The following is a 24,930-nucleotide window of genomic DNA, read 5'->3' as shown; positions in this document are numbered from 1 at the left end:
GTTATTAACTCGGAGTTTGTTATGCAGCAAGTGAGTAATATTTTACTTGGAAATAGCAATAAAATGGCGAATTCCCCAACGGGAGAGACGCCGCAAGGTACTGATAGCTCATCTTTTTTGTCGGCGCTTAATCAAGTTTCTCAAACTGATGAGATGCAGGGTAACACTGAGCAAGCTTCTGAAAATAACACAGATATCAATCTGGTGGATGACAATGCCTCACAAGAGCATATTGCTGCAGAAACCGATATTGCTTTAATCTTTGCTCAAATTGACTTAGCAGAAAATTTTGAAACCAATAGCCAACCAACAGGTGGCAACATATTGCCGCTGGCTATTGAGGCCGATTCAACTACAGAATTTTTAAGTGACTATTCAGCTGAGCAACTACAAAATTTATCTGAATTTAGTGCAATGTCTGCAGCTGAGTTGTCAGCATTATCAGTCAAGGAGTTAAATCAGCTGATCACTGACTTTAACCAGCAAACTCCCATCCAAGGTGGAGCCTTACTCCCTTTGATTGAGTTAGCAACAACCAGCGCCATAGATAATGCTGAAAAACCAGCCCTTGCACTTAGCAGTGGCTTTAGTTCAATTCATAAAAACATAATGGATAACAATAGCGCTGCTGTTGATGTAAACAAAAACCTAGTTGATGTAAACAAAGGCTTAGTTGATGCAAACAAAACTTTAGGCGCTCCTGACAGTATTGAAGGCAAAATAACCTCAAAGGAATCTGGGGTTAACCTGAGTAAAGCTGAGTTCTCGGTATCCATGGATAAGTCTGCTATTCCTTCCTCTGCCAATAGTCCTAGTAGTAATGCCCTAGCAAATAATGCCATTGCCCTTAGCGCTGGTGAGTTTACTCTTGATGCAGAATCTGTGGATCTCAAGGCGATACAAAATCAAAGTAGCTTAACGTCAGTGCATAAAAGTGATGTGCCGCAATTTCAATTATCGTTACGCCAAGGATCTGAGTCGGTAGGGCAAATGCAGGAGATGATCCAAAAGTTCGCCCCTGTGATGAAGCAACAACTCATGACGATGGTAGGACAGGGCATTCAACATGCGGAAATTCGATTAGATCCGGCAGAGCTTGGCCATATGGTGGTCAGAGTTCAAGTTAATGGCGATCAAACCCAAGTGCAATTTCAAGTGGCGCAGACACAAACCCGAGACCTATTGGAGCAAGCTATTCCGCGGCTACGGGAAATGCTAGCAGAAGAAGGGCTGCAATTGGCTGACAGTCATGTTTCTCAAGACGGCGAACAGCAGAAAAACGCTGATTATGATGAGTCGAGTGCTAGTAATGACAGGCTTTTGGATGAAATTTCAGCACAAGAACTTGAGATAGTCACAAAACATGCCATGAGTGGCAGTTCAGCTATAGATTATTACGCTTAAGTCGGTAACCTATGGGTTAATGATCGCAAAATCAAAAACTAAGCTGAAACTTAGTTAACACAATAATAACAACAGCGTGATGGAATCATTTATGCCAGAAGAAGCTTCTTTAGAATTAACTACCCAGAACCCACCAAAAAGTATCAATAAAATGATTATTTTTTTGGTGGTTGGCATGTTGCTGCTGGCAGGCATTGCTGTGACAGTGCTGTTTTTTATTGGCGACAATGCGAAAGCGACTGCAAACTCACCTGCAACTGACATAAGTACTGCAACTGTAGTAACTGATGCTGCTACTGGTAAGGCAAATTATGTGGGTATGCCAAGACCATTTTTATTCAATCTAGCGGGTGCTAATCGTTCACGTTTAGTTGAAATAAAAGTGCAGTTAATGGTGCGAGGCGATGACGGCGTTACTGCAAAAATGCACATTCCTTTAATTGAACATGCGCTTTTAAACACATTTAGCGCAGCAGATGTACAAAAGCTAAGTACCCAAGCGGGTAAAGATGAATTACGCCAATTAGCCCTATTAAATGTTCAAAATACATTGCAACCCATAACCGGCCAAAAAGTCGTTGAAAGAGTACTTTTTACTGGTTTTGTAATGCAATAACGCCATGAAAAATCCAAGGTGATGATGTGAGTGATTTATTAAGCCAAGACGAAATTGATGCGCTACTCCATGGCGTCGACGATGTTGATGAAGATGATATCTATGATACTGATGAAACCAGAGCATATGATTTCTCCTCTCAAGATCGCATTGTTCGTGGGCGAATGCCAACCCTTGAAATTGTAAATGAACGTTTTGCTCGTCACTTACGCATCAGCATGTTTAACATGATGCGCCGTGCTGCTGAAGTGTCTATTAACGGCGTGCAAATGCTTAAGTTTGGTGAGTACGTTCATACCCTATTCGTACCAACCAGCCTGAATATGGTGCGCTTTAGTCCGTTAAAAGGCACGGCGCTTATCACCATGGAAGCAAGGTTAGTCTTCATTTTGGTGGATAACTTTTTTGGTGGTGATGGCCGCTTTCATGCAAAAATTGAAGGGCGTGAGTTTACTCCCACAGAGCGTCGTATCGTCCAGCTGCTATTGAAAATCATTTTTGAAGATTATAAAGATGCCTGGGCACCAGTAATGGATGTTGAGTTTGAGTATTTAGACTCAGAGGTCAACCCTGCCATGGCCAATATTGTTAGCCCAACAGAAGTGGTGGTCATTAACTCTTTTCATATTGAAGTGGATGGCGGCGGCGGTGATTTTCATATCACCATGCCATATTCGATGATCGAGCCTATTCGTGAGCTGCTTGATGCCGGTGTTCAAAGTGATAAACAAGATACTGATATGCGTTGGGGACAAGCATTGCGTGATGAGATCATGGATGTGCAAGTAGGGATTGATGCCAACATCATTGAGCATGAAGTGACATTAAGAGATGTGATGGGCTTTAAAGCTGGGGATATTATTCCTATTGAGCTGCCTGAGCATGTGATGATGCGAGTTGAGGACTTACCGACTTACCGCTGTAAGCTAGGTCAATCCCGCGAAAATCTGGCATTAAAAATTAGCGAAGTTATTCCAAGGCCTGAAACGGCGAAATCAGAATTACAGCTAATTACTCGTAAAGGCAAAGCCCGCGATCTTACTGTGCTATAGATAGGCTTATTTCAAAAAAAGTTTTATTTTAACAATCTTTTTTAAAAAGTTTTTTTAAACAAGGTGCTGAAATTAATAATAATTTATAGATTTAATAATTATTGTCCGTGAATGTTTAACGGATAACATGTCAGAATTTTAAGGTGAAATAAATGAGTGATACCGATGATTGGGCTGCAGCAATGGCAGAGCAGGCACTTGAAGAAGCAAAAGAAGCTGAACAAGTCGCCCTTGATGAACTGGTAGATGAAGCCGCGCCAATCTCGCATGATCAAGCTGAAAAGCTCGATGCCATTATGGATATACCGGTAACGATTTCGATGGAAGTCGGTCGCAGTTTTATTAGTATTCGTAACTTGCTGCAACTGAACCAAGGTTCGGTGGTCGAGCTAGATCGGGTGGCGGGTGAGCCCCTTGATGTGATGGTAAATGGCACGCTTATCGCTCATGGCGAAGTGGTTGTGGTGAATGACAAGTTTGGTATTCGTCTGACAGATGTGATTAGCCAAACAGAACGCATTAAGAAGTTAAAGTAATCGAACAAGCATTAAGGATTTAACCCTGTGTTGAATGTGTTCTCCTCGCTAGCGTTAGCTAGCTCTGCGCTTACTGACACGGCAACAACCGCAGTTGCCACAACCGTGTCTAAAGCCCCAGAAACATCAAATGTGGCTGCGCTTTCAAGCATGGTGGGCGGGCTTATTCTCGTTATCGCCATCATCTTTTTACTGGCATTTATTGTCAAAAAATTAAACTTAGTGCAGTCAAATCAAGGGGTGATAAAAACCATTGCCATGACGCCACTTGGTCAAAAAGAAAAGTTGGTTCTGGTTGAGCTTGAAGGTCAGCAATATCTGTTAGGGGTGACCTCACAGCAAGTTAACCTTATTGATAAGCTAGACACAAACGTTGAAATAGAAAGCACTAGTTTTGCCACTCGTCTCAAGCAAGCCAAAGCGCAAGCAACAGTCAAGGCCAAGGATCTGCAATAATGAAAAGATGGATAGTGCTGGCTTTGTTGGCTGGATTAATGTTCACGCCAGTTAGTTTTGCAGAAGATGGCTTACTAAAAGCAGTGACAGTGACTGCAGGGGCTGACGGCAGTACCGAATATTCAGTCACTATGCAGATTTTACTGCTAATGACGGCCATGAGCTTTATTCCAGCAATGGTAATAATGCTGACCTCATTTACCCGCATCATCGTGGTGCTATCAATTTTGCGCCAAGCATTAGGTTTGCAGCAAACCCCATCAAATCAGGTGCTCATTGGCATTACCATGTTCATGACCTTTTTTATCATGGCGCCAGTATTTGATAAAATTCATGCTGAAGCGGTAAAACCTTACATGAATGAAACTCTGACAATGCAGCAAGCCTTTGAAGTGGGTAAAGAGCCCTTAAGGCAGTTTATGTTGGCGCAAGTCAGAACCACAGATTTAGAAACCTTTGTCGAAATTTCAGGTTATACCGATATCACTTCCCCTGAGCTGGCTCCGATGAGCGTTTTGATACCAGCGTTTATCACCAGTGAGCTTAAAACCGCGTTTCAAATTGGCTTTATGTTATTTGTGCCATTTTTGGTATTGGATTTGGTGGTCGCCAGTATTTTGATGGCAATGGGTATGATGATGTTATCGCCGATGATTGTGTCCTTGCCCTTTAAAATCATGCTGTTTGTGTTGGTTGATGGTTGGGGCTTAGTACTGGGCACCTTGGCCAGTAGTTTCGGCACTTAGGTTTAGGGAGCAGGGCTAATGTCACCAGAGTCATTGATTGATATTTTTCGTGAGGCGCTGTCCGTTATCGTGCTCATTGTCTCGGCTATTATCTTACCGGGTTTATTTGTCGGTTTGATTGTGGCGGTGTTTCAGGCTGCCACCTCCATTAATGAACAAACCTTAAGTTTCTTACCGCGTCTATTAATGACCCTGTTTTCACTGATGTTTTTAGGCCATTGGCTGGTGCAAACCATGATGGATTTTTTCTATAATATGGTGGATATGATCCCGCAGGTTATAGGTTAGGTCATTGGATATTCTGTTCGAGGAAATTAGCCAAACCATTGCCGCCTATATTTGGCCGCTGTTTCGTATTTCTTCAATGCTAATGGTAATGACGGTCTTTGGCGCCAATACGACTCCGTCGCGGATCCGCTTATTATTGGCGATGGCCATCACCATTGCCGTTGCGCCGGTACTGCCAAAAACAGCATATGTGGAGCTATTTTCATTAACTGCAGTATTTGTTTCAGCTCAGCAGATTTTAGTGGGCACAGCTATTGGTTTTGTGACCATTTTAGTGATGCAAACTTTTGTATTAACAGGGCAAATTATTGGTATGCAAACCAGTTTAGGCTTCGCTTCCATGGTGGACCCAGGCTCCGGTGAGCAAACCCCGGTAGTGGGTAACTTCTTTTTATTGCTGGCGACCTTGATTTTTTTAAGTGTAGATGGTCATTTATTGATGTTTAAAATGCTGGTGGCCAGCTTTGAAACCATTCCGGTTTCAACCGAAGGCTTTAGCATTGCCAATTATAAAAAACTTACCGAGTTTGGCAGTTATATGTTTGGCGCGGCGTTAACCATGTCAATATCAGCGATTGTGGCATTATTGCTTATTAACCTCTCGTTTGGAGTAATGACCCGGGCTTCACCGCAGTTGAATATTTTTGCCATCGGTTTTCCAGTGACTATGGTCAGTGGCTTATTTATTCTCTGGCTGACCCTAGGCCCTATCATGTCTCATTTTGATCAGGTGTGGCTGCAAGCCCAGCTGCTGATGTGTGATATTTTACAACTGACCTGTCACATTGACGGTTCCATAAGCCAGTAGGGACAAGATGGCAGAAGATACCGGTCAAGAACGCACCGAGGACCCCACCGCCAAGCGACTGGAACAGTCCCGTGAAAAAGGTCAGGTCGCCCGCTCTAAAGAGTTAGGAACCGCAGCAGTATTATTAGCATCTGCTGTGGGGTTTGCGTTTGTTGGCCAAGATCTGGCGCGCAGCTTACACAGCGTGATGACGCAAATGCTCACCATGGAGCGGGATCAGATCTATGACACCAACTCTATGTTCCTAGTTTGGGGGGTTATTGGCGCTGAGCTTGCTTGGCCATTATTCAGTTTCATTGCTTTTCTCGCCTTTATTGCCTTCCTTGGCAATATTGTCTTAGGCGGTATTACTTTTTCGGTTAAAGCTTTTATGCCTAAGGGCAGTAAAATGAACCCTGCTAAAGGCTTTAAAAGAATGTTTGGCACCCAGGCCTTAGTTGAACTAACTAAAGGTATTGCTAAATTTTTGGTGGTGGCAATATCGGCGTATTTTTTATTGTCGTTTTATTTTTACGATATTTTGACCTTATCTATGGGTCATTTACCGGGAAATATTTACCATGCGCTGGATCTATTGGTATGGATGTTTATTTTATTGTGTTCATCAATGCTATTGATTGTGGTGATTGATGTGCCATTTCAAATATGGAACCACAATAAACAGCTTAAAATGACCAAACAAGAAGTTAAAGACGAGTATAAAGACTCTGAAGGTAAGCCTGAAGTAAAAGGCCGTATTAGGCAATTGCAGCATGAGATGGCCAATAAACGCATGATGTCTGAAGTGCCCAATGCCGATGTGATTGTGGTTAACCCAGAGCATTACGCTGTGGCAGTAAAATATGATGCCAGTCGTTCATCTGCGCCATTTTTAGTGGCAAAAGGGGTTGATGATGTGGCCTTTAAAATTCGCGAAATAGCCCGAGAGCACGAAGTGCCAATTGTATCAGCGCCGCCGCTAGCCAGAGCCATATATCATACAACTAAAATTGACCAACAGGTACCGGAAGGACTATTTACCGCCATTGCACAAATCTTAGCTTACGTATTTCAGTTAAAACAATACCAAAAGGGTCGCGGTAAACGTCCAAAACCTATTCCGCTCAATCAACCTATTCCGGATGATTTAAAACATTAGCTGCGGTGTTTTTAGGCACTCAAACCGCAACAGCTGCTATTAACTAATAGCTTGGCTTAGTAATTGCATTTCGCTGATGTCAGCGTCAAAAATATTACGAAAGGGTTTACGGTTAATGGATGTAAAGACAGCGCTAGGTCAAGCAAAGCAAATACGATTTAGCACATTCAAAGGTATTGGTACCCCTTTATTGGTGCTGGCTGCATTAGGTATGGTGGTATTGCCGATGCCGCCATTTCTGCTTGATATTCTATTCTCCTTTAACATTTCCCTCGCTTTAATCGTGTTACTTGTCGCTATTTATAGTGATCGCCCACTAGATTTTGCCGCATTTCCGACTGTTTTACTGGTGGCCACCTTATTACGCTTAGCATTGAATGTGGCCTCAACACGAATAGTGTTACTTGAGGGGCATAACGGTGGTGACTCCGCGGGTAAAGTGATTGAAGCCTTTGGTTCGGTGGTGATTGGCGGTAACTATGCTGTGGGTTTAGTGGTGTTTTTAATCCTGATCATCATCAACTTTGCCGTAGTAACCAAAGGTGCGGGGCGTATTTCAGAAGTGAGCGCGCGTTTTACCTTGGACGCCATGCCGGGTAAACAGATGGCCATTGATGCCGATTTAAATGCCGGCACATTAACTCAAGATCAGGCACGTATTCGCCGTGCTGAAGTGACGAAAGAAGCTGACTTTTATGGCGCGATGGACGGTGCGTCAAAATTTGTGAAAGGGGATGCTATTGCTGGGATTATGATTCTGGTGATTAATATCCTTGGCGGTTTTGTCATCGGCATGGTGCAGCACGGCTTGGATTTTTCAAGCGCGGTGGAGATTTATACCTTACTGACCATTGGTGATGGTTTGGTGGCGCAAATACCCGGATTGCTTTTATCTATCGCCGCCGCCTTGATGGTGACGCGCCAAAATGAGTCTGGCGATATGGGCGGGATGATGATCAGCCAAATGTTCCATAGTCCTAAGTCTATGGCCATTGCATCAGCCGTGCTTTTTGTTATGGGTGTTGTACCTGGTATGCCACATTTCGCGTTTTTAACGTTCGCATTTATTACCGCAGGCGCAGCTTACTTTATTTATAAACGCAATAACGACAATAAAACCCTTGCGCTAGAAAAAGCAGTTAAAGGCCCAAGCGATGTCAAAGAGGCTGAGCCCAAAGAGCTAAGCTGGGAAGATGTACATCATGTAGACACCATTGGCCTTGAAGTGGGCTATCGACTTATTCCGCTGGTAGATAAAGGTCAAGGCGGCGAGTTACTCAGTCGAATTAAAGGGGTACGTAAAAAATTATCGCAGGAATTGGGCTTTTTGGTACCGGCAGTGCATATTCGTGACAACTTAGATTTATCCCCCAACTGCTATCAAATATCCTTAATGGGCGTGGTAGTTGGCGAAGCAGAAGTAAGACATGATTGCGAGTTAGCGATTAATCCAGGTCAGGTTTACGGCAAGCTTGATGGCATAGAGACCAAAGATCCAGCTTTTGGTTTAGAAGCCGTTTGGATAGCTCCAGCACAACGTGAACATGCGCAAACATTAGGTTATACCGTGGTTGATACCGCGACTGTTGTTGCTACTCATATAAGCCAGTTACTGACCAATAATGCGGCTAAATTATTGGGCTATGAAGAAGTGCAGCAGTTAATGGATATGCTATCGAAAAACTCGCCGAAGTTAGTGGATGGCTTTATACCAGACGTTATGCCGCTAGGTTCAGTGGTAAAAGTGATGCAAAACCTTCTTAATGAAGGAGTTTCTATCCGAGACTTGCGCACAATCGTGCAAACACTGTTAGAATACGGCAGCAAAAGTAATGATACTGAAGTGTTAACCGCTGCAGTACGTATTGCCTTGAAACGAATGATAGTGCAAGAGATCTCTGGGCCCGAATTGGAAATCCCTGTCATAACATTGGCGCCAGAGTTGGAACAGATGTTGCACAAGTCTATGCAGGCAACCGGCGGTGAAGGGCCCAATATTGAGCCAGGCCTTGCAGAACGTATGCAGAAGTCATTATTAGATGCTTCTCAGAAGCAAGAAATGGTCGGTCAACCAGCCATTTTATTGACATCAGGCATGCTTAGGTCAACTTTGTCGCGGTTTGTGAAATACACCATTCCTAATTTACGGGTTATTTCTTACCAAGAAATACCCGATGAAAAGCAAATACGCATAGTATCTGCAGTTGGGCAATAGCAATGACTTTCAGTTTGAAAGAGGTACGTAGTGAAAATTAAACGATTTTTTGCCAAGGATATGCGCTCAGCATTAGCTCAAGTCAAAGAGACTTTGGGCTCTGACGCGGTGATCATGTCGAATAAGAAAGTAACTGGTGGCATCGAAATTGTTGCAGCAGTTGACTACGATGAGCCTAAAGTTGATGTTGCAGTAAAATCGCCCGTTGCAGCCTTTATGGATGTGACTGAAGACCGTGTGTCAATTGGTGCTAATAAACCTGCTATTAAAGCACACACTAAAGTCAGCCCACCGCCAGTAGCTGATTCATTACAGGCGTTATTAGAAAAGCAGCATAGCCGCCTGCAGCAACAAATTTCCCAGCAACATGAAGAGCCGGAATTACCAGATTGGGCTAAACAGTTAGAAGCAAGCAAACCTGCAGCTAAAGAACCAAGACAGCATCAGCAACACATTGAGCCGTCTAGATCTCCAAATAAAGGTCATTCAGCTGAAATGGAAGCAATGCGCGAAGAGATGGCGTCACTGCGTGGTTTGCTAACTCATCAAGTTTCTTCATTAATGAAAGAACAGAAAAAACGCACCGATCCTGTGGGCGCGATGCTTGAAAGTAAATTAATTGCCGCAGAGTTCTCGCCTGCTGTCGCTGCCAAGTTATCCAGCCTAAGTCAGCAGTTTTCTCCCGCCGATTTAGTCAGAGCCTTACCCCAAAGTTTGGCCAACCTGCTCGATAACCAAGGTGACGATATTGTGCGCACTGGTGGCGTAGTCGCATTTGTCGGTCCAACTGGTGTCGGCAAAACCACTTCATTGGCTAAAATTGCTGCCAGATTTGCCGCTCATCATGGCCCAGAACAAGTTGCGTTAATTACCACAGATCATTATCGTATTGGAGCCTTTGAGCAATTGGCAACTTATGGCAAAATAATGGGCTGTCCAGTTAAACAAGCACATGATTTAACTGAATTAGAACAAATTCTTTATCAGTTTAAGAATCGTAAGTTAGTATTGATTGACACTGCGGGTATGGGGCAACGAGATTTACGCCTTTATCAGCAGTTAGATGATTTGATGGCAAACACCAGAATACCCATTCGTAGTTATTTGGTGATGTCGGCAACCTCTCAACGAAGAGTGTTACTCGATGCCGTAGAACATTTTAAAAGAATCCCGTTATCTGGGTGTATACTGACAAAATTAGATGAGTCAGTATCTATTGCTGGCGCATTAAGTGTATTAATCCAAAATGGGTTGCCACTAAGTTATGTTACTGATGGGCAGCGTGTTCCAGAAGATATGCAGGTTGCCGATACGCTTTCATTAGCAAGACAAGCGTTAGCAGCACTTAACGAAACAAAACCTCAAACGTCACCTGACACTGCGTGGTCAAATGACATGGCCTATGCATTCGAGTAAAGATATGACCCGAGATCAAGCAAGTGGTTTACGTATGATGAATCAACCAAATAACGATAAAGTAAAAGTAATTGCAGTCAGCGGTGGTAAAGGCGGCGTGGGTAAAACCAGTGTGTCGATTAATACCGCGGTAGCACTTGCTGAGAAAGGCAAACGGGTTTTAGTACTCGATGCCGATTTAGGACTCGCCAACGTTGATGTGATGTTAGGTATTCGAGCTGAGAAAAACTTATCTCACGTATTATCTGGCGAAGCAGAATTAGACGACATTATTGTTCGAGGCCCGAAAGGCATTGGTATTGTACCTGCCACATCAGGCACTCAAGCGATGGTGGAATTGACCCAAGCGCAACATGTTGGATTAATTCGTGCCTTTAGCGATATGAAAACCCAGTTTGATATTTTAATCGTTGATACCGCAGCGGGTATCTCTGATATGGTGCTGAGTTTTTCCCGTGCCTCACAAGATGTATTGATTGTAGTTTGTGATGAACCGACATCAATAACCGATGCCTATGCCCTGATCAAAATATTAAGTCGTGAGCACGGTGTGTTCCGCTTCAAAATTGTGGCAAATATGGTGCGCAGTTTGCGAGAAGGCATGGAGTTATTCGCCAAGTTAAGTAAAGTAACCGATAGATTTTTAGATGTGGCTTTAGAGCTTGTTGCGACAGTGCCATTTGATGAAAATTTACGTAAATCAGTACGTAAGCAGAAGTTGGTTGTGGAAGCATTTCCAAAATCACCAGCAGCCATTGCTTACCACGGTTTAGCCAATAAAATCATGAGCTGGCCTGTGCCACAGCAGCCTGGTGGTCATCTAGAGTTCTTTGTTGAACGTCTTGTTCAGCGCAAAGAAGTAAAAGAGGATACACCGAGTGAATAAAGCCGCCGCGTATACTCAGTTTGATAATAAAACCTCAATTGTTGAACAGTATGCACCGCTGGTAAAAAGAATTGCACATCATATGTTGGCAAGGCTGCCAGCATCGGTACAACTTGATGACTTATTGCAAGCTGGGATGATGGGGCTGCTGGAAGCATCATCAAAGTTTGATGGCTCTAAAGGCGCCAAATTTGAAACCTTTGCTGGGATCCGAATTCGTGGTTCGATGATCGACGAAATTCGCCGTGGTGATTGGGTGCCGCGCTCGGTACATCGTAACCAACGCCGTGTTGCACAAGTTATCGATGAACTGGGTCAAGAATTAGGTCGTGATGCCAGAGATACTGAAATCGCAGAAAAATTGGAAATATCTCTTGAAGAGTATCACCATATTTTAAACGATGTTTCAGTAGGAAAAGTTATTGGGATTGAAGACTTAGGTGTTTCAGAAGATGTGATTGTGTCTGATGAATTAACTGAGGATGAAAGTTTTGATTCTTTAGCCGAAGTGCAGTTTAAATCGGCATTAGCACAAGCAATTACCACATTACCCGAAAGAGATGCGCTAGTTTTGTCGCTATATTATGACGAAGCGTTAAATTTAAAAGAAATCGGTGCCGTTCTTGAGGTCAGCGAGTCGCGTGTTAGCCAGATTTTAAGTCAGGCAATGCTGCGTCTCAAAGGCAAACTCAAGCATTGGACACAGGTATAATTACTAATAAGAGCAACGAATTAAGCTCACCGGAGGAAACCTTGGACAAGAATATGAAGATACTGATTGTTGATGATTTTTCAACAATGAGACGTATCATAAAGAACTTGTTGCGAGACTTGGGATTTAATAATACTCAAGAAGCAGATGATGGCAATACCGCACTACCGATGTTACAAAAAAGCGATTTTGACTTTGTCGTAACCGATTGGAATATGCCGGGTATGCAAGGGATTGATTTGTTAAAAGCCATTAGAGCTGACGATTCATTAAAACACTTGCCAGTATTAATGGTAACAGCAGAAGCAAAACGTGAACAAATTATTGCCGCAGCGCAAGCTGGCGTTAATGGCTATGTGGTTAAACCTTTTACCGCAGCAACGTTAAAAGAAAAACTCGATAAAATCTTTGAACGTTTAGCCTAAGCAAAGGATAAGTTATGCAGGCAGCAATATCAGGGCTCATAGATCTTGAGCAAGCCCAGCAACTTGTTAAATTGCTTGAAGATGGACAACAAGAGCAAGCTGATGCGGTCATTCGTGACCTGTCAGTGCCAATACAACGTGAACTGTTTGATGAAGTTGGCAAGCTGACCCGTCAGTTACACAGTTCACTAAATGACTTTCAATTGGATACCCGTCTGGTTGAACTTGCTAACCATGAAATACCCGATGCAAAAGAAAGACTCAACTTTGTCATTGATATGACAGAGCAAGCTGCAAATAAAACCATGGATGCAGTTGAAGAATGTTTACCTTTGGCCGATACAATAATAAATAACATTCAATCGGTCACGCCAATGTGGGACAAATTGATGCGTAGGGACATTTCCTTAGTGGAATTTAAGTCCTTGTGTCATGACGTTCAACATATCATGTCCCATAGCGAACATGATTCAAATCGACTAAGAGAACTGCTCAATCAAATATTGATGGCGCAAGATTTTCAAGATTTGACTGGCCAAATGATCCGCCGAGTTATTGACTTAGTCATCGAAGTTGAAAGCAGTTTAGTGTCTATGCTGACAATCTTTGGCGAAAATGCAGCCGACTCGGATCGAGTCATTGATGATAATAAAATTGAAGCAGAAGGCCCTATCTTAAATGCTGACACCCGCGAAGACGTGGTGACTGGCCAAGATGAAGTGGATGATCTGCTATCAAGTCTGGGTTTCTAATTAGGAGTCAAATTTAATGTCTTTTGATGTTGATGAAGAGATACTCCAGGACTTTTTGATTGAAGCTGGTGAAATTTTAGAGCTTCTACAAGAGCAACTCGTCGCTCTTGAAAATAATCCTGATGATGCTGATTTACTGAATGCGATTTTTAGAGGTTTTCATACTGTAAAAGGTGGCGCAGGCTTTTTGAGCTTAGGCCCTATGGTCGATGTGTGCCACGAAGCTGAAAATACCTTTGACTTACTGCGAACGGGTAAGCGTCAAGTAAATGCCGAATTGATGGACATCATTTTGCAAGCTGTTGATGCGATTAATTCGATGTTTGCACAGACCCAGCAAGGTCAGCCACAAGATGATGCCGACGCCGACTTATTAGCTCGTTTAAAGCTGTTAAGTTCTGGAGCGCCATTAGCCTCAGAGCTTGCCAGCACGCCCGAAGACGCGTTAATTGCTGAAGAGGCTTTAATTGAAGAGACTTTAATTGAAGAGACTTTAGCTGAAGTTGAGCCGATTGCTGAAGACTCTGAAGCATCAGTGGGCTCTATTGATGATATCGACGAGAGTGAATTTGAAGCCTTACTCGATGCACTTCATGGCGCAGGAAACAGTCCTACCTCTAATTCAACAAAAGACCTTATTGATGATACCTCGAGTGCTTCAGTCGCTAATGGTGACACTGCTGTTGCCAGTGATGAAATCAGTGATGATGAGTTTGAAGCCTTACTGGATGAATTGCACGGCGCTGGTAGTTTTAAAGCCGCGAGTACCCCAATTGCAGAAGTAAAACCTGCGGTAATAGAACAAGATCCAATTGTTGATGGCGATGATATTACCGACGATGAGTTCGAAAAGTTATTAGACGAATTACATGGTAAAGGTGCCGCTCCTCTGGCTGTTAGCCTAGCGCCTTCAGCAGTTACTCCCGCAACTCCTGCAACTCCCGTTTCAATGCCCGCAGATATTGCGCCATCAAAAGCCGTCTCAAACACAGCTGCGCCAGCACAGCCAAGTGCGACAGACACAAAACCAGTGCCAGCCACTAAAGCTGCCGCGCCAGTAAAAAAAGCAGAACCTGCTAAAACCCAAGGTGCCATGCCACAGGGTGAAACCACCGTAAGGGTTGATACTTCGCGCCTTGACCAAATTATGAATATGGTTGGTGAGCTGGTGCTGGTACGAAACCGCTTAGTGAGTTTAGGTATTTCTCGCGATGATGAAGAAATGTCGAAAGCACTTGCCAATTTAGATCTGGTTACTGCCGACCTACAAGGCGCGGTAATGAAGACCCGCATGCAGCCAATTAAGAAAGTATTTGGCCGCTTCCCAAGAGTGGTTCGCGATTTAGCCAGAACACTGAATAAAGAAATTGATTTAATCATGGTAGGTGAAGATACCGATCTTGATAAAAATCTAGTTGAAGCACTGGCAGATCCATTAGTCCATTTAGTACGTAACTCGGTTGATCATGGCATTGAAATGCCTATTACTCGCGAAGCGAATGGCAAACCAAGAACCGGTACGATAACTCTTTCTGCAAGCCAAGAAGGCGACCATATTCTTCTTAAAATTGAAGATGATGGCGCAGGGATGGATGCCGATAAGCTAAAAGAAATCGCCATTAGCCGCGGGGTTCTAGACGAAGAATCAGCCGCAAGAATGACTGATAATGAAGCTTATAACTTAATTTTTGCCCCAGGTTTTTCAACCAAAGTTGAAATTTCAGATATTTCAGGCCGCGGCGTTGGAATGGACGTGGTGAAAACCCGCATCAGCCAATTAAACGGCACAGTGCATATTGATTCGGTAAAAGGCCAAGGCACCATTTTAGAAATTAAAGTGCCACTGACATTAGCGATTATGCCCACATTAATGGTGGATGTTGCTAAGCAGGTGTTTGCCTTACCGCTTTCAAGCGTTAATGAAATTTTCCACCTCGATTTAACTAAAACTAATGTTGTCGATGGTCAGCTCACCGTCATAGTGCGCGATAAAGCCGTGCCACTGTTTTATTTAGAGCAATGGTTACATCGCAACAAGACCACGCTTACTCATGGCGATAAAAAGCAAGGCCATGTAGTGATTGTGCAACTTGGTACCATGCAAATTGGTTTTGTGGTTGATGCATTAATCGGTCAAGAAGAAGTTGTGATTAAGCCTTTAGGCAGTATGCTGCAAGGTACGCCGGGTATGGCAGGGGCAACAATTACCTCCGATGGAGGTATTGCATTGATCCTTGATGTACCGGGTTTATTAAAATATTACGCCAAAAGTAAAAGATAAAATTCCAATTGATAAGGAATGAAATGGCTACCAAAGTTTTAGTTGTTGATGATTCAAGTTTCTTTAGACGTCGAGTCAGCGAAATAGTGAATCAAGATGACGACCTCGAAGTGGTGGGTGTTGCAGTCAATGGCCAAGAAGCCATCGACATGGCTGAGAAATTAAAGCCACAAGTCATCACCATGGATATCGAGATGCCAGTGATGGACGGCATTACTGCTGTGCGTAAAATAATGGCAACTAACCCAACACCGATACTGATGTTTTCGTCTTTAACCCATGATGGCGCTAAAGCGACGCTTGATGCGCTTGATGCCGGCGCATTGGATTTTTTACCGAAACGCTTTGAAGATATAGCCTCTAAAAAAGAAGAGGCCATTAAGCTACTGCAACTAAGGGTTAAAACCTTAGGCAGAAGACGATTATATAAGCCATTACCAAGAACGGTTACAGCTCGAAATGCAGCAGATGCAGCTAACCCTGCAAGCTTGAGAACCACATTAGCATCGAAACCGGCCTTAAATAATCGCTCGCAAGCGAATAATTCACAGGCCAGTAGCGCCCAAAACGTGTGTTCTGCCAGCGCCATTAGAGCGAGCGGTAAAAAATATAAAGCCTTGCTGATAGGCACTTCAACGGGTGGGCCTGTTGCACTGCAAAAAGTCTTAACGGCATTTCCTGCAAATTACCCACACCCAATATTACTTATTCAGCACATGCCGGCTGCGTTTACGCCTGCTTTTGCCAGTCGCTTAAATAGCTTATGTCAGATTACGGTAAAAGAAGCGCAAAATGGGGATGTACTGCAACCCGGTTGTGCTTATTTAGCCCCAGGTGGCATGCAATTGATGGTGGAGCGAAGTGGTTCATTTGGACGTTTAAAAGTTATCGCCGGTAATGCCGAGATGAACTACAAACCCAGTGTGGATATTACCTTTGCATCAGCCTCAAAAGTGTTTGGCGGTGATGTATTAGCGGTTGTACTTACCGGTATGGGCGCAGATGGCAGAGAAGGCGCCAGAATGCTGAAAGCCGCTGGAGCAACGATTTGGGCACAAGATGAAGCTAGTTGTGTGGTGTATGGTATGCCGCAAGCGGTTACCGTAGCAGGTTTATCAACTCATTCCATTGCTATCGACAGTATGGCGGAGTCCATTATCAAAGAGACGGCCCGTGGCTAAGGTCAACAAGGCAATGAACACCCAACAAATGTCAGTGGTGTTTTTATTGATTATCGCGGTTATTACGCTGGCAGGATTATATTTTGAGGCGGCAAAAACTAACCGCGAATTGTCTCAACAAGTTGCGCAACTAAAAGCATCGCAAGTGTTGTTAATGGTGCCTGATGAGCAGGCAGCGGACATTGCTGCTTGGCTTGGAAAACATCCAGAACCCACCAAAGCATTAGTGCAAAAGGCGGCGAATGGTGAAGCGGTGACATTAAGCCTAGGGCCTGGATCGACAGCTGAAAATAACCAGCACTTTCAGCCACAGGAACAGCAGAATATACAAACGCTTGAAAACGCTCAAGGGGTAAAAGTAATCCCCTTACCCCATGGTGGGATCAGGATAACCACCCGTGAATCAGACTCACTTTAGAGCAGATTGTAATCTAGTGTAGTCAGTTAATAATCAATTGAATAATAACAATAATAAAGCTATGAGGCGTCATTTGAAAGTTTGGACAATCGCAAATCAAAAAGGCGGCGTAGGTAAAACAACTACGGTTGCCAGCCTTGCTGGCGCGTTAATTAAGCGTGGTCAAAGGGTATTGATGATTGATACAGACCCTCATGCATCGCTAGGTTATTATTTAGGGATTGATTCTGAGCAAATCCCCAGTTCACTTTACGATATTTTTTTGGCGCATAAGCCGTTATCTTTAGCGGATGTTGAAAAGCATATTGTGCCGACCTCAATTGATGGTTTAGATCTTATTCCTGCCTCAATGGCGCTAGCCACATTAGATAGAGCTTTGGGACATCAAGAAGGGATGGGACTGGTTTTACGTAACCTATTAGCCTTGCTAGATGACAAATATGATATTGCTATCATTGATTGCCCGCCTATTTTAGGGGTGTTAATGGTTAATGCTCTGGCGGCAAGTGAACATATAATCATTCCAGTTCAAACTGAGTTTTTGGCCATAAAAGGCTTAGAGCGAATGGTGAAAACCATGGCGCTAATGGGGCGTTCAAAGAAAACAGATTACAGCTTTACCATTTTAGCAACCATGTATGATCGGCGCACTAAAGCGTCACCTGTAGCGTTACAATCCTTGCAGCTAAGCTATCCAGAAACTTTATGGCCTGATGTTATTCCTGTGGATACTAAATTTAGAGATGCCAGTTTAGCCCATGTGCCACTATCCCATCATATGCCCAGCAGCCGTGGGATGAAAGCCTATAATCGCTTACTGGATTTTTTAATGTCTAGGGAGTTAACTCATGTCAAAATCGGTTGATGAAACTGTTTTTGATTTCTTCTCAGTATTATTACAAGAGCCTTCTGATAAGGCTTTAGATGCTGCTACAAGCTGCAATAAACAGACTTCAATCAGCAGACTACAAGTCGCTCAACACACAGACTCTACTAGCAGTACAGAGGTTGCAGAAATTTATGAAGGCTCCCTGCACAATAGTGAAGATAAATATTTACATGCCACAACTAAGTTGGCGGCTCCAAGTCTTCGCTTGCAAACGGTCGCGACGCTGGGTGAATCTTTAAGTTCGTCATTTGCTGAGCCGCAAGTGGATAAAAATGCCTTATCTAAATTATTGGCGGTAGTCTCAGCACCAGTATCAACAACTTCAGAACAATGTGTTGAATCTCCACTTGAGGTAAAGCAAGTACTTAAAGGTACGGTGCAACAGGCAAAGCTGCCAATAGCTCAACCTGCAGCACAGGCCGCGAAATTATCCGTAGTGGATAATAAAGATTCTCAAATCTCAGCCGATATAGATAATCATAAGCGAGCTTATGTTGAAACCGCGGTTATCGACGTCAGTCAGTCGCCCGCTAAAGCTGAATTAGCATCGATTCCGCCAAGTATCACCACAGATTTACAAGATGTTTTAGATGATGAATTTCAGGTGTTATTTTTCAATGTGGCAGGCTTGACGCTTGCGGTGCCATTGGTGAGTTTGGGCGGTATCGTAAAAATTGAACATATTAATCACCTGATAGGGCGCCCCAAATGGTTTTTAGGGGTACAAACTCGTCGAGATCAAAAGGTGAATGTTGTAGATAGTTGCCGCTGGGTGATGCCAGAAAAGTACACCACCGAAATGGCGCAATCTATTGATTATCAGTATATCGTCATGCTTGAAAACAGTGACTGGGGACTGGCATGTGAATCCTTAGTTAACGCGGTAAAAATTAATAAATCTCATGTCAATTGGCGTGAAAAAGCGGGTAAGCGTCCATGGCTTGCCGGCGTAGTAAAAGAACAAATGTGTGGCATTTTAAATGTGCAAGCGCTCATTGAAATGCTAGATGCAGGATTAGGTTGTCAAGATTCGATTGTCTGAGGTTATTTATGACAGATTCAAGAAATGTAGCAGCGGTTGCTGCAGGTAAAGAAGATGTAGTTTTACAGTGGGTTACTTTTAAGTTAGATAACGAAACTTATGGTATCAACGTCATGCAAGTTCAAGAAGTATTACGTTATACCGAAATTGCCCCCGTTCCCGGTGCGCCTATGTATGTGCTTGGTATCATTAATTTACGTGGCAATGTCGTCACAGTGATAGATACTCGTTCACGCTTTGGCCTTGATGCTGCAGAAGTCGATGACTCATCGCGAATAGTCATCATTGAAGCAGAAAAGCAAGTGATTGGTATTTTGGTTGATAGCGTTGCCGAAGTGGTTTACCTTCGCCGCTCTGAAATCGATAATGCCCCGAATGTCGGCACTGAAGAAAGTGCTAAATTCATTCAGGGAGTCAGTAACCGAGATAATGAGTTATTGATTTTAGTCGACCTTGATAAGTTACTATCTGACGATGAGTGGGCAGAAATAACTCAGTTATAAGCGTTTTTTGCGTTTCAACTAAAGCCAGCATTATTATTTGCTGGCTTTTGTGTTTTAATGACAAAAATCAGTCTTATCAGGAAGTATGAATGTCGCAAGAATTGCTTATCACTATTGTTATTTATGTTGTCACTTGTGCCGCAATAGCGATGTTTTTTTCAAAAAGAGCCAGCAAGCTGCAAAGCAAAGTAGATGCATTAACTGTGTTGGTAAAAGAAAATGATCGCCAGCGAGAAACCGTTAAACGAGAGCTGCAGGAATTACGCAGTGGCACTATCGGTGTTGGTAAGCGTGTTTTAGAGTTAGAGCAAAAATTAACTAAACAATCACAGCGCCTAGAAGAGGCAAGTCAGCAAGACCCACAATCTAAATTATACTCTAGAGCATTAAAAATGGTGGGGTTAGGTGCTGGAGTGGAAGAGCTGATTAATGAGTGTGAACTACCTAAAGCAGAAGCGGAATTAATTATCCGTTTACATAAAAAGTAGCTCGTCATTTTGCGAAAGCGCTAAGCTTGTTCAATGATTTTTTGATGTAAGTTATCCCATTGCTCTGGAAATTTACCATCTAACATATACACAAATGCAATGAGCTCGGCGATTAAGGTGTAGAGCTCTTGGGGCACTTGTTCACCGAGTGCTAATAACTGTAAAAATTCACTTAAATTCTCATCTTGATGGATATAGACGCCAGCATCTTTTGCTAGTGCTATTATCTCTTCAGCGACTAAATCTTTGCCTGTGGCGGTGATCGTTGGCGCGCTAATGCCATCAAAGCTTAGCGCGACCGCTTTCTTAATTTTAGTCATTATTTGCTCCTAATTTCACGTCTTAAAGTGCATCTTAAGCATTGGTTTTTACTAGATAATGATCGCCTGGTAATAAGGTTGCGGGTACATTATCAATTACCGTGGTGAACTCTCGCGCGACAAAGCCTGCCTGATTTATTTTTATGCTTAATAGCGCTTGAAAATCACTCACTTTATCTAACAGGCTTTGATTTTCACTGGTAAATTTAACATCAAGAAAATCTCCTATCTTATGGGCATTAACCAATAAAGCCCCCTGAGCCAGATTAAATTTTAATTGCAACCGCCAACTTGTTATCGCGCTGTTATCATTAGAAGAGCCCCGTTCAAACTTGCCCTCTAATTGCTCTTTTCGTGGGCCAATGGAGTAAGGCAGCGCTATATACCAAGCGAGATGCTGATTAGCGTCGCTACTCGCTTGTTGGTATCCGCCAAAGCTAGAGGCTAGTTTGCCTAAGGACTCGACGCTGCGGGCTTTATCTAAGGCACTTAAAAGCAATTGGCTTTGGTCAGTGTTGTTGAGTACTTTTTGCTGCAGTTTATCAAGGTAGTGCTGCAATGACGGGCTCAGCTGGGTGTGAGCGCCTTGGCGTTTAAAGCCAATGAGCAACTGAAATAGTGCGCTAATTGCCCCAGCTGTTAATGCTGTATTGGGTAGCTGCTGCGTATTGGCCAGATTTAAGTTGGTTAAGCTCAGTAGCTCTTGTTTTAATAAGCTTTGATCTGCAAGTTGGGTTAATGGCCGTGGATTTAAGCTCGGCAGTAATGCTAATAAAGCACTGACAAGGGTATTAGTTGCATTATTGCTGCAAGCATTTTTAAGTGGCATTGCGCCAGCTTTATGTAAATTTTGTTTCAGTACTTCAACGGGGCTTTTGTTTACTTGAGCCACAGTTGAGCTTGCAGCGTGTTGATGCGAGTTTACCTGTTGCTGAGGTGGTTTTACATTGGTCACCGTGGTTTCAACACTGGCTCTTAAAGGTATTTGCTCAAGCTTTTTTAATAGCTGACTCAGTAATTGGGCCGGTTCATCTTTTCTTACCACAATATGTTCTGAGATCGCCTTTAACTTATTGTGATTGTTGTCATTGTGGCTATTGGTGTCAATCGCAAACAAATCAGCAGTCGCAACATGCAATATTGGGGTTAATGTTAACAGCGGTTTCCCAGCCACTTGGTTGATATGAGCAAGGTGTTGGCCTTGAGGCAATTTTGCTGATGCTGACACTGAAATCTCAGCCCCGGTATTAAAGCGCAAGTGATTATGTTTTATTTCAACCACAGGTAGCGGGTAACCTTGTGCTCTGGCGGCCAAGGCCAATAATTGCGGTGATGAAATATTATTGCTTTGTGCCAGTTTTAGCAGCTCAATAGGCAGCTTAGTTTGTATCGCAGGTGCGACTAGCACTAACTGCTTATTGGTGAGACTGCTCGTTGTGGCCTGTTTATGAGATGCGGTACCAGTGAGCTTAGTTAATTGCTTTATCGTGTCATTGTTTAACATTAACTGCCCACCAGAACGCAGGATTTGCTGTATTTGATGGCAGGCTGAAAATTGAAATGTTTTATTCGCGACGGCAAAGGTAACCGCGGCATGGTTTTTGGTATCTTGAGATAACTGGGGTATAGATGATGAGCAGGCTGTAGACGCTTGGTTTGTAGCTGATAATAGCGGTGTCGATGATGATTGTGTTGTCGATGATGACCGTATTGAAGATGGCAGCGTAACAGGCACTAAGCTTGCTGGTTTAGCGATATTCGCGCTGGTTAAATTGTGGCGCATTTTTGAGGCTTCAGTTGTCGCCAGTCTTGCTGTGATTAAGCCTTGTGTCATATTTTTTTATCGTCACTCAAGTTGTTTATTGCTATTTACGTAACAATTTACGAAACCATTACCTAACTATCACCTTTAAATATGTTCTATTACAATTTAAGCGTTGATCTCCTACACTCCTTGAGTATCCTTAGCCGTAATTGTTGACTATAGGTGTTGTAGTTGTAGTATTTTTGACTATCAACAGTGATAAATTCGCGCAATTAATACTGTAAATGAAATCTTAAAAGTTTATTTGGCTAACTTAAATAGCGTTACACAGAATAGGTTATACAGACTGTATCGACTTGATAGTCCTTTGCTTTAATCTTCAATGTAAATCTTTGCTAGAGTTAATCTGTAAGCTTTACTGGTAAGTGAATACAAGTTGAATTTGTAATCTAGCGCGACTGAAATAGAGCCTTAACTCAGAGTATTTCAGTATTGAATTGTCCCGAAAGAGAGATGTATGAAGTATAAATTGTTGTTGCTTTCTTTATTGATGGCTTGCAGTGTCTTTTCATTAAAAGCCGAACCTATTCAGCAGGCAAACAAGCCTGATGTCGAAGTCATCTATGATGATCCTCGCGATCCCATAGAGGGATTTAACCGTGCCATGTGGGATTTTAATTACCACTATCTTGATCGTCATTTTTTCCGCCCTATAGCCCATGGATATAATGATTATTTGCCAACACCAGTAAAGTCTGGGGTTAATAATTTTGTGCGTAACTTTGAAGAACCAAGTTCGTTAGTGAATAACGCATTACAAGGTAAGTGGGGCTGGGCAGCCAATGCTGGTGGCCGATTTACCGTTAATACCACTCTAGGACTTTTTGGGGTGATTGATGTGGCAGACATGATGGGCATGACCCGCAAACAAGATGCCTTCAATGAAGTGTTAGGTTATTACGGCGTGCCAAACGGCCCTTATTTTATGGCGCCTTTTTTTGGTCCTTATGTGACAAGGGAACTCGCCTCAGATTGGGTTGATAGTCTATACTTTCCTTTGTCAGAGTTCTTGTTATGGCAGTCAGTCCTTAAGTGGGGCTTGAAAAACCTCGACTCACGAGCATCAGCCATCGATCAAGAACGTCTATTAGATAATGCACTTGATCCATACACATTTGTCAAAGAAGCCTATTTTCAATATATGGATTACAAAGTTTATGATGGCAACGTGCCAGTCAAACAAGATGATGATGAATTACTAGAAGAATATTTATTAGAGCTTGAGTGATATTGCTGAACGATGAGGCTTCTTCGACAGCAGTGCTATCGGGGGAGTTTTATGGCATTAACCAATGTCGCCGTGTTATTAGTTGAAGATGATGCAGTTTTTAGGCAGTTAGTCGCTGACTTTTTAACTCAGCAAGGCGCTGTGGTTTTTGAAGCAGAAAATGGTGAAGAGGGCGTCAAAGCCTTTCAAGCACAGCCTGTTGATATCGTCATTGCTGATTTAAGCATGCCACGCTTAGGGGGCCTTGGTATGCTTAAACAGATAATCGAGTTAAACCCTTCAGTCCCTTCAATTGTCATATCAGGTAATAATGTGATGGCTGATGTCGTGGAAGCTTTGCGCTATGGCGCCAGCGATTACTTAGTCAAACCCGTTTCTGATCTTTTTATCATCCAGCAAGCCATTGAACAAGCTATAGCGCCGCAGGCTCAGTCCGATAAGCTTGATTTTAATGACAGCCATGCAGTTATCAACTCTGCCGCTAAGATGAGCGAAGATTTATCATATCAAGAATTAGCTGATAACTTTAGCCTACTGGAAAGCAGTGCTGAAGCAGCTAAGAGTGTGCAGCAGCAATTGTTTCCTACCTCAAATATTGGTTACCCTAACGCCGATGTTCACTATAGCTTGTGTAAAAATAGTGATGTAAGTGCTTATTTTATTGATTCCACTATGGTGGGAGATAAGCATTTAATGATGTACATGGCGCATTTTTATCCTGAAGATAATCGCGCCGCATTCGGCTGTGTATTAATGCGAAGCTTTGTTAACCAAAAATTAAAACAATACCGTAATGGCGTCAGTGATACCTTAATCGAGCCTTACAATATGCTGAGCTACTTGAATGAGCGTATGGTGACTTCAGGCCTGAACTTGTATGTGGATATGGTGTATGTGTGTGTTGAGCTTGAACACTTCAGAGTTGCGATTGGCCAAGCTGGTAGCGGACTGCGTTGCTATTTACGTAATAATAACGGTTTAGCACCATTGGCGATTTCACCTTCACGACAACTAGGCTCAGATGAGTGGAATAAGCCTAGTATGCAGTTTAGGAGTTTACTGCCAGAAGAAAAGATCTGTATTGTCAGCAGTGATGCAAATCATCGAGCTCGATTACTGAATAACCAATTTAATGGCTTGTTCTATGATGAAGCGCTAGCCGCTGGCGGCTTTATGGAGTTAGCTTTTAAGCTGTAATAGATTAAATGCAAGCTGCCCACGTCATAAACACAGTATTGGATAAATAAAGCTGAAATAAAAAACCTCGCAAATGGCGAGGTTTTTTAATTCATGATGCACTAAAGC

General features: G+C 42.9%; 26 protein-coding genes. 24 read left to right on the top strand and 2 right to left on the bottom strand.

All coding sequences use genetic code 11. The features are described from left to right. Positions 1-21 precede the first annotated feature (21 nt). From BCU94_RS01240 to BCU94_RS01135, 22 genes are all read left to right on the top strand, one after another. Complete coding sequence (locus BCU94_RS01240; RefSeq protein ID WP_102475399.1) at positions 22-1,404, top strand: flagellar hook-length control protein FliK; 1,383 nt, start codon at positions 22-24, stop codon at positions 1,402-1,404. Between the two features lie 91 nt (positions 1,405-1,495). Continuing rightward, positions 1,496-2,020 (top strand): flagellar basal body-associated protein FliL, encoded by a 525-nt coding sequence (fliL, locus tag BCU94_RS01235; protein ID WP_102439493.1) that lies wholly within the window; start codon positions 1,496-1,498, stop codon positions 2,018-2,020. Between the two features lie 26 nt (positions 2,021-2,046). Further along, entirely contained in the window at positions 2,047-3,072 is a 1,026-nt protein-coding gene (fliM, locus tag BCU94_RS01230) for a flagellar motor switch protein FliM (RefSeq protein ID WP_102439494.1), read from the top strand. A gap of 152 nt (positions 3,073-3,224) precedes the next feature. Continuing rightward, the gene (gene fliN, locus BCU94_RS01225; RefSeq protein WP_076540237.1) at positions 3,225-3,608 is read left to right on the top strand and encodes a flagellar motor switch protein FliN; all 384 of its coding nucleotides are present in this window, start codon (positions 3,225-3,227) and stop codon (positions 3,606-3,608) included. Positions 3,609-3,638: 30 nt separating this feature from the next. Continuing rightward, positions 3,639-4,064 carry a flagellar biosynthetic protein FliO gene (fliO, locus tag BCU94_RS01220; protein WP_241901020.1) on the top strand — a complete coding sequence of 142 codons (426 nt, stop codon included), beginning with the start codon at positions 3,639-3,641 and terminating at the stop codon, positions 4,062-4,064. A 38-nt stretch (positions 4,065-4,102) separates the two neighbouring features. Further along, complete coding sequence (gene fliP, locus BCU94_RS01215) at positions 4,103-4,810, top strand: flagellar type III secretion system pore protein FliP (protein ID WP_241901019.1); 708 nt, start codon at positions 4,103-4,105, stop codon at positions 4,808-4,810. 18 nt (positions 4,811-4,828) lie between these two features. Next, positions 4,829-5,098 carry a flagellar biosynthesis protein FliQ gene (fliQ, locus tag BCU94_RS01210; RefSeq protein ID WP_076540242.1) on the top strand — a complete coding sequence of 90 codons (270 nt, stop codon included), beginning with the start codon at positions 4,829-4,831 and terminating at the stop codon, positions 5,096-5,098. A 4-nt stretch (positions 5,099-5,102) separates the two neighbouring features. Continuing rightward, positions 5,103-5,906, top strand: coding sequence for a flagellar biosynthetic protein FliR (gene fliR, locus BCU94_RS01205; protein WP_102439496.1), 804 nt, complete (start codon positions 5,103-5,105; stop codon positions 5,904-5,906). 7 nt (positions 5,907-5,913) lie between these two features. Beyond that, on the top strand, positions 5,914-7,044 hold the full coding sequence (gene flhB, locus BCU94_RS01200; RefSeq protein ID WP_102439497.1) for a flagellar biosynthesis protein FlhB: 1,131 nt from the start codon (positions 5,914-5,916) through the stop codon (positions 7,042-7,044). A gap of 115 nt (positions 7,045-7,159) precedes the next feature. After that, a complete protein-coding gene (gene flhA / locus BCU94_RS01195) occupies positions 7,160-9,259 on the top strand; it encodes a flagellar biosynthesis protein FlhA (protein WP_102439498.1) in 2,100 nt (699 codons plus the stop codon). A 30-nt stretch (positions 9,260-9,289) separates the two neighbouring features. Continuing rightward, the gene (flhF, locus tag BCU94_RS01190; RefSeq protein ID WP_102475398.1) at positions 9,290-10,675 is read left to right on the top strand and encodes a flagellar biosynthesis protein FlhF; all 1,386 of its coding nucleotides are present in this window, start codon (positions 9,290-9,292) and stop codon (positions 10,673-10,675) included. A 4-nt stretch (positions 10,676-10,679) separates the two neighbouring features. Next, entirely contained in the window at positions 10,680-11,561 is an 882-nt protein-coding gene (locus tag BCU94_RS01185) for a MinD/ParA family protein (RefSeq protein ID WP_076540438.1), read from the top strand. Beyond that, complete coding sequence (locus BCU94_RS01180) at positions 11,554-12,273, top strand: RNA polymerase sigma factor FliA (RefSeq protein WP_102439500.1); 720 nt, start codon at positions 11,554-11,556, stop codon at positions 12,271-12,273. The genes BCU94_RS01185 and BCU94_RS01180 overlap by 8 nt, the downstream gene beginning before the upstream one ends. A 41-nt stretch (positions 12,274-12,314) precedes the next feature. Next, positions 12,315-12,698 carry a chemotaxis response regulator CheY gene (cheY, locus tag BCU94_RS01175; protein WP_076540257.1) on the top strand — a complete coding sequence of 128 codons (384 nt, stop codon included), beginning with the start codon at positions 12,315-12,317 and terminating at the stop codon, positions 12,696-12,698. Between the two features lie 14 nt (positions 12,699-12,712). Further along, the gene (locus BCU94_RS01170) at positions 12,713-13,450 is read left to right on the top strand and encodes a protein phosphatase CheZ (protein ID WP_102439501.1); all 738 of its coding nucleotides are present in this window, start codon (positions 12,713-12,715) and stop codon (positions 13,448-13,450) included. 16 nt (positions 13,451-13,466) lie between these two features. Beyond that, positions 13,467-15,731, top strand: a complete 2,265-nt coding sequence (locus tag BCU94_RS01165) for a chemotaxis protein CheA (protein WP_102475397.1) — start codon at positions 13,467-13,469, stop codon at positions 15,729-15,731. Positions 15,732-15,754: 23 nt separating this feature from the next. Next, on the top strand, positions 15,755-16,912 hold the full coding sequence (locus tag BCU94_RS01160; protein WP_102439502.1) for a chemotaxis response regulator protein-glutamate methylesterase: 1,158 nt from the start codon (positions 15,755-15,757) through the stop codon (positions 16,910-16,912). Positions 16,913-16,925: 13 nt separating this feature from the next. Further along, entirely contained in the window at positions 16,926-17,330 is a 405-nt protein-coding gene (locus tag BCU94_RS01155) for a hypothetical protein (protein ID WP_241904940.1), read from the top strand. A 73-nt stretch (positions 17,331-17,403) separates the two neighbouring features. Beyond that, positions 17,404-18,195: a ParA family protein gene (locus tag BCU94_RS01150; protein WP_102439503.1), complete on the top strand. Its 792-nt coding sequence runs from the start codon at positions 17,404-17,406 to the stop codon at positions 18,193-18,195. After that, complete coding sequence (locus BCU94_RS01145; RefSeq protein ID WP_102439504.1) at positions 18,179-19,261, top strand: chemotaxis protein CheW; 1,083 nt, start codon at positions 18,179-18,181, stop codon at positions 19,259-19,261. The genes BCU94_RS01150 and BCU94_RS01145 overlap by 17 nt, the downstream gene beginning before the upstream one ends. Before the next feature lie 8 nt (positions 19,262-19,269). Beyond that, positions 19,270-19,764, top strand: coding sequence for a chemotaxis protein CheW (locus BCU94_RS01140; RefSeq protein ID WP_076540271.1), 495 nt, complete (start codon positions 19,270-19,272; stop codon positions 19,762-19,764). A gap of 89 nt (positions 19,765-19,853) precedes the next feature. Further along, positions 19,854-20,252 carry a DUF2802 domain-containing protein gene (locus BCU94_RS01135; protein ID WP_102439505.1) on the top strand — a complete coding sequence of 133 codons (399 nt, stop codon included), beginning with the start codon at positions 19,854-19,856 and terminating at the stop codon, positions 20,250-20,252. 20 nt (positions 20,253-20,272) lie between these two features. Here the strand turns inward: BCU94_RS01135 and BCU94_RS01130 are convergent, their stop codons facing one another. Both BCU94_RS01130 and BCU94_RS01125 read right to left on the bottom strand, forming a co-directional pair. After that, a complete protein-coding gene (locus tag BCU94_RS01130; RefSeq protein ID WP_102475396.1) occupies positions 20,273-20,572 on the bottom strand; it encodes an EscU/YscU/HrcU family type III secretion system export apparatus switch protein in 300 nt (99 codons plus the stop codon). A 34-nt stretch (positions 20,573-20,606) separates the two neighbouring features. Continuing rightward, positions 20,607-22,406 (bottom strand): hypothetical protein, encoded by a 1,800-nt coding sequence (locus BCU94_RS01125; protein ID WP_102475395.1) that lies wholly within the window; start codon positions 22,404-22,406, stop codon positions 20,607-20,609. 481 nt (positions 22,407-22,887) lie between these two features. Between BCU94_RS01125 and BCU94_RS01120 the strand changes: the two genes are divergently transcribed. Together BCU94_RS01120 and BCU94_RS01115 are read left to right on the top strand one after the other, a co-directional pair. Then, positions 22,888-23,625, top strand: coding sequence for a VacJ family lipoprotein (locus BCU94_RS01120; protein ID WP_241901018.1), 738 nt, complete (start codon positions 22,888-22,890; stop codon positions 23,623-23,625). 51 nt (positions 23,626-23,676) lie between these two features. After that, on the top strand, positions 23,677-24,822 hold the full coding sequence (locus BCU94_RS01115; protein WP_102475394.1) for a response regulator: 1,146 nt from the start codon (positions 23,677-23,679) through the stop codon (positions 24,820-24,822). The last annotated feature ends 108 nt before the right edge of the window (positions 24,823-24,930 follow it).

The organism is Shewanella sp. 10N.286.52.C2 (assembly GCF_002874545.1).
GTDB lineage: Bacteria > Pseudomonadota > Gammaproteobacteria > Enterobacterales > Shewanellaceae > Shewanella.
Note: the sequence above shows the minus strand (reverse complement) of the source record. Positions and strands in the feature narration are given on the sequence as shown.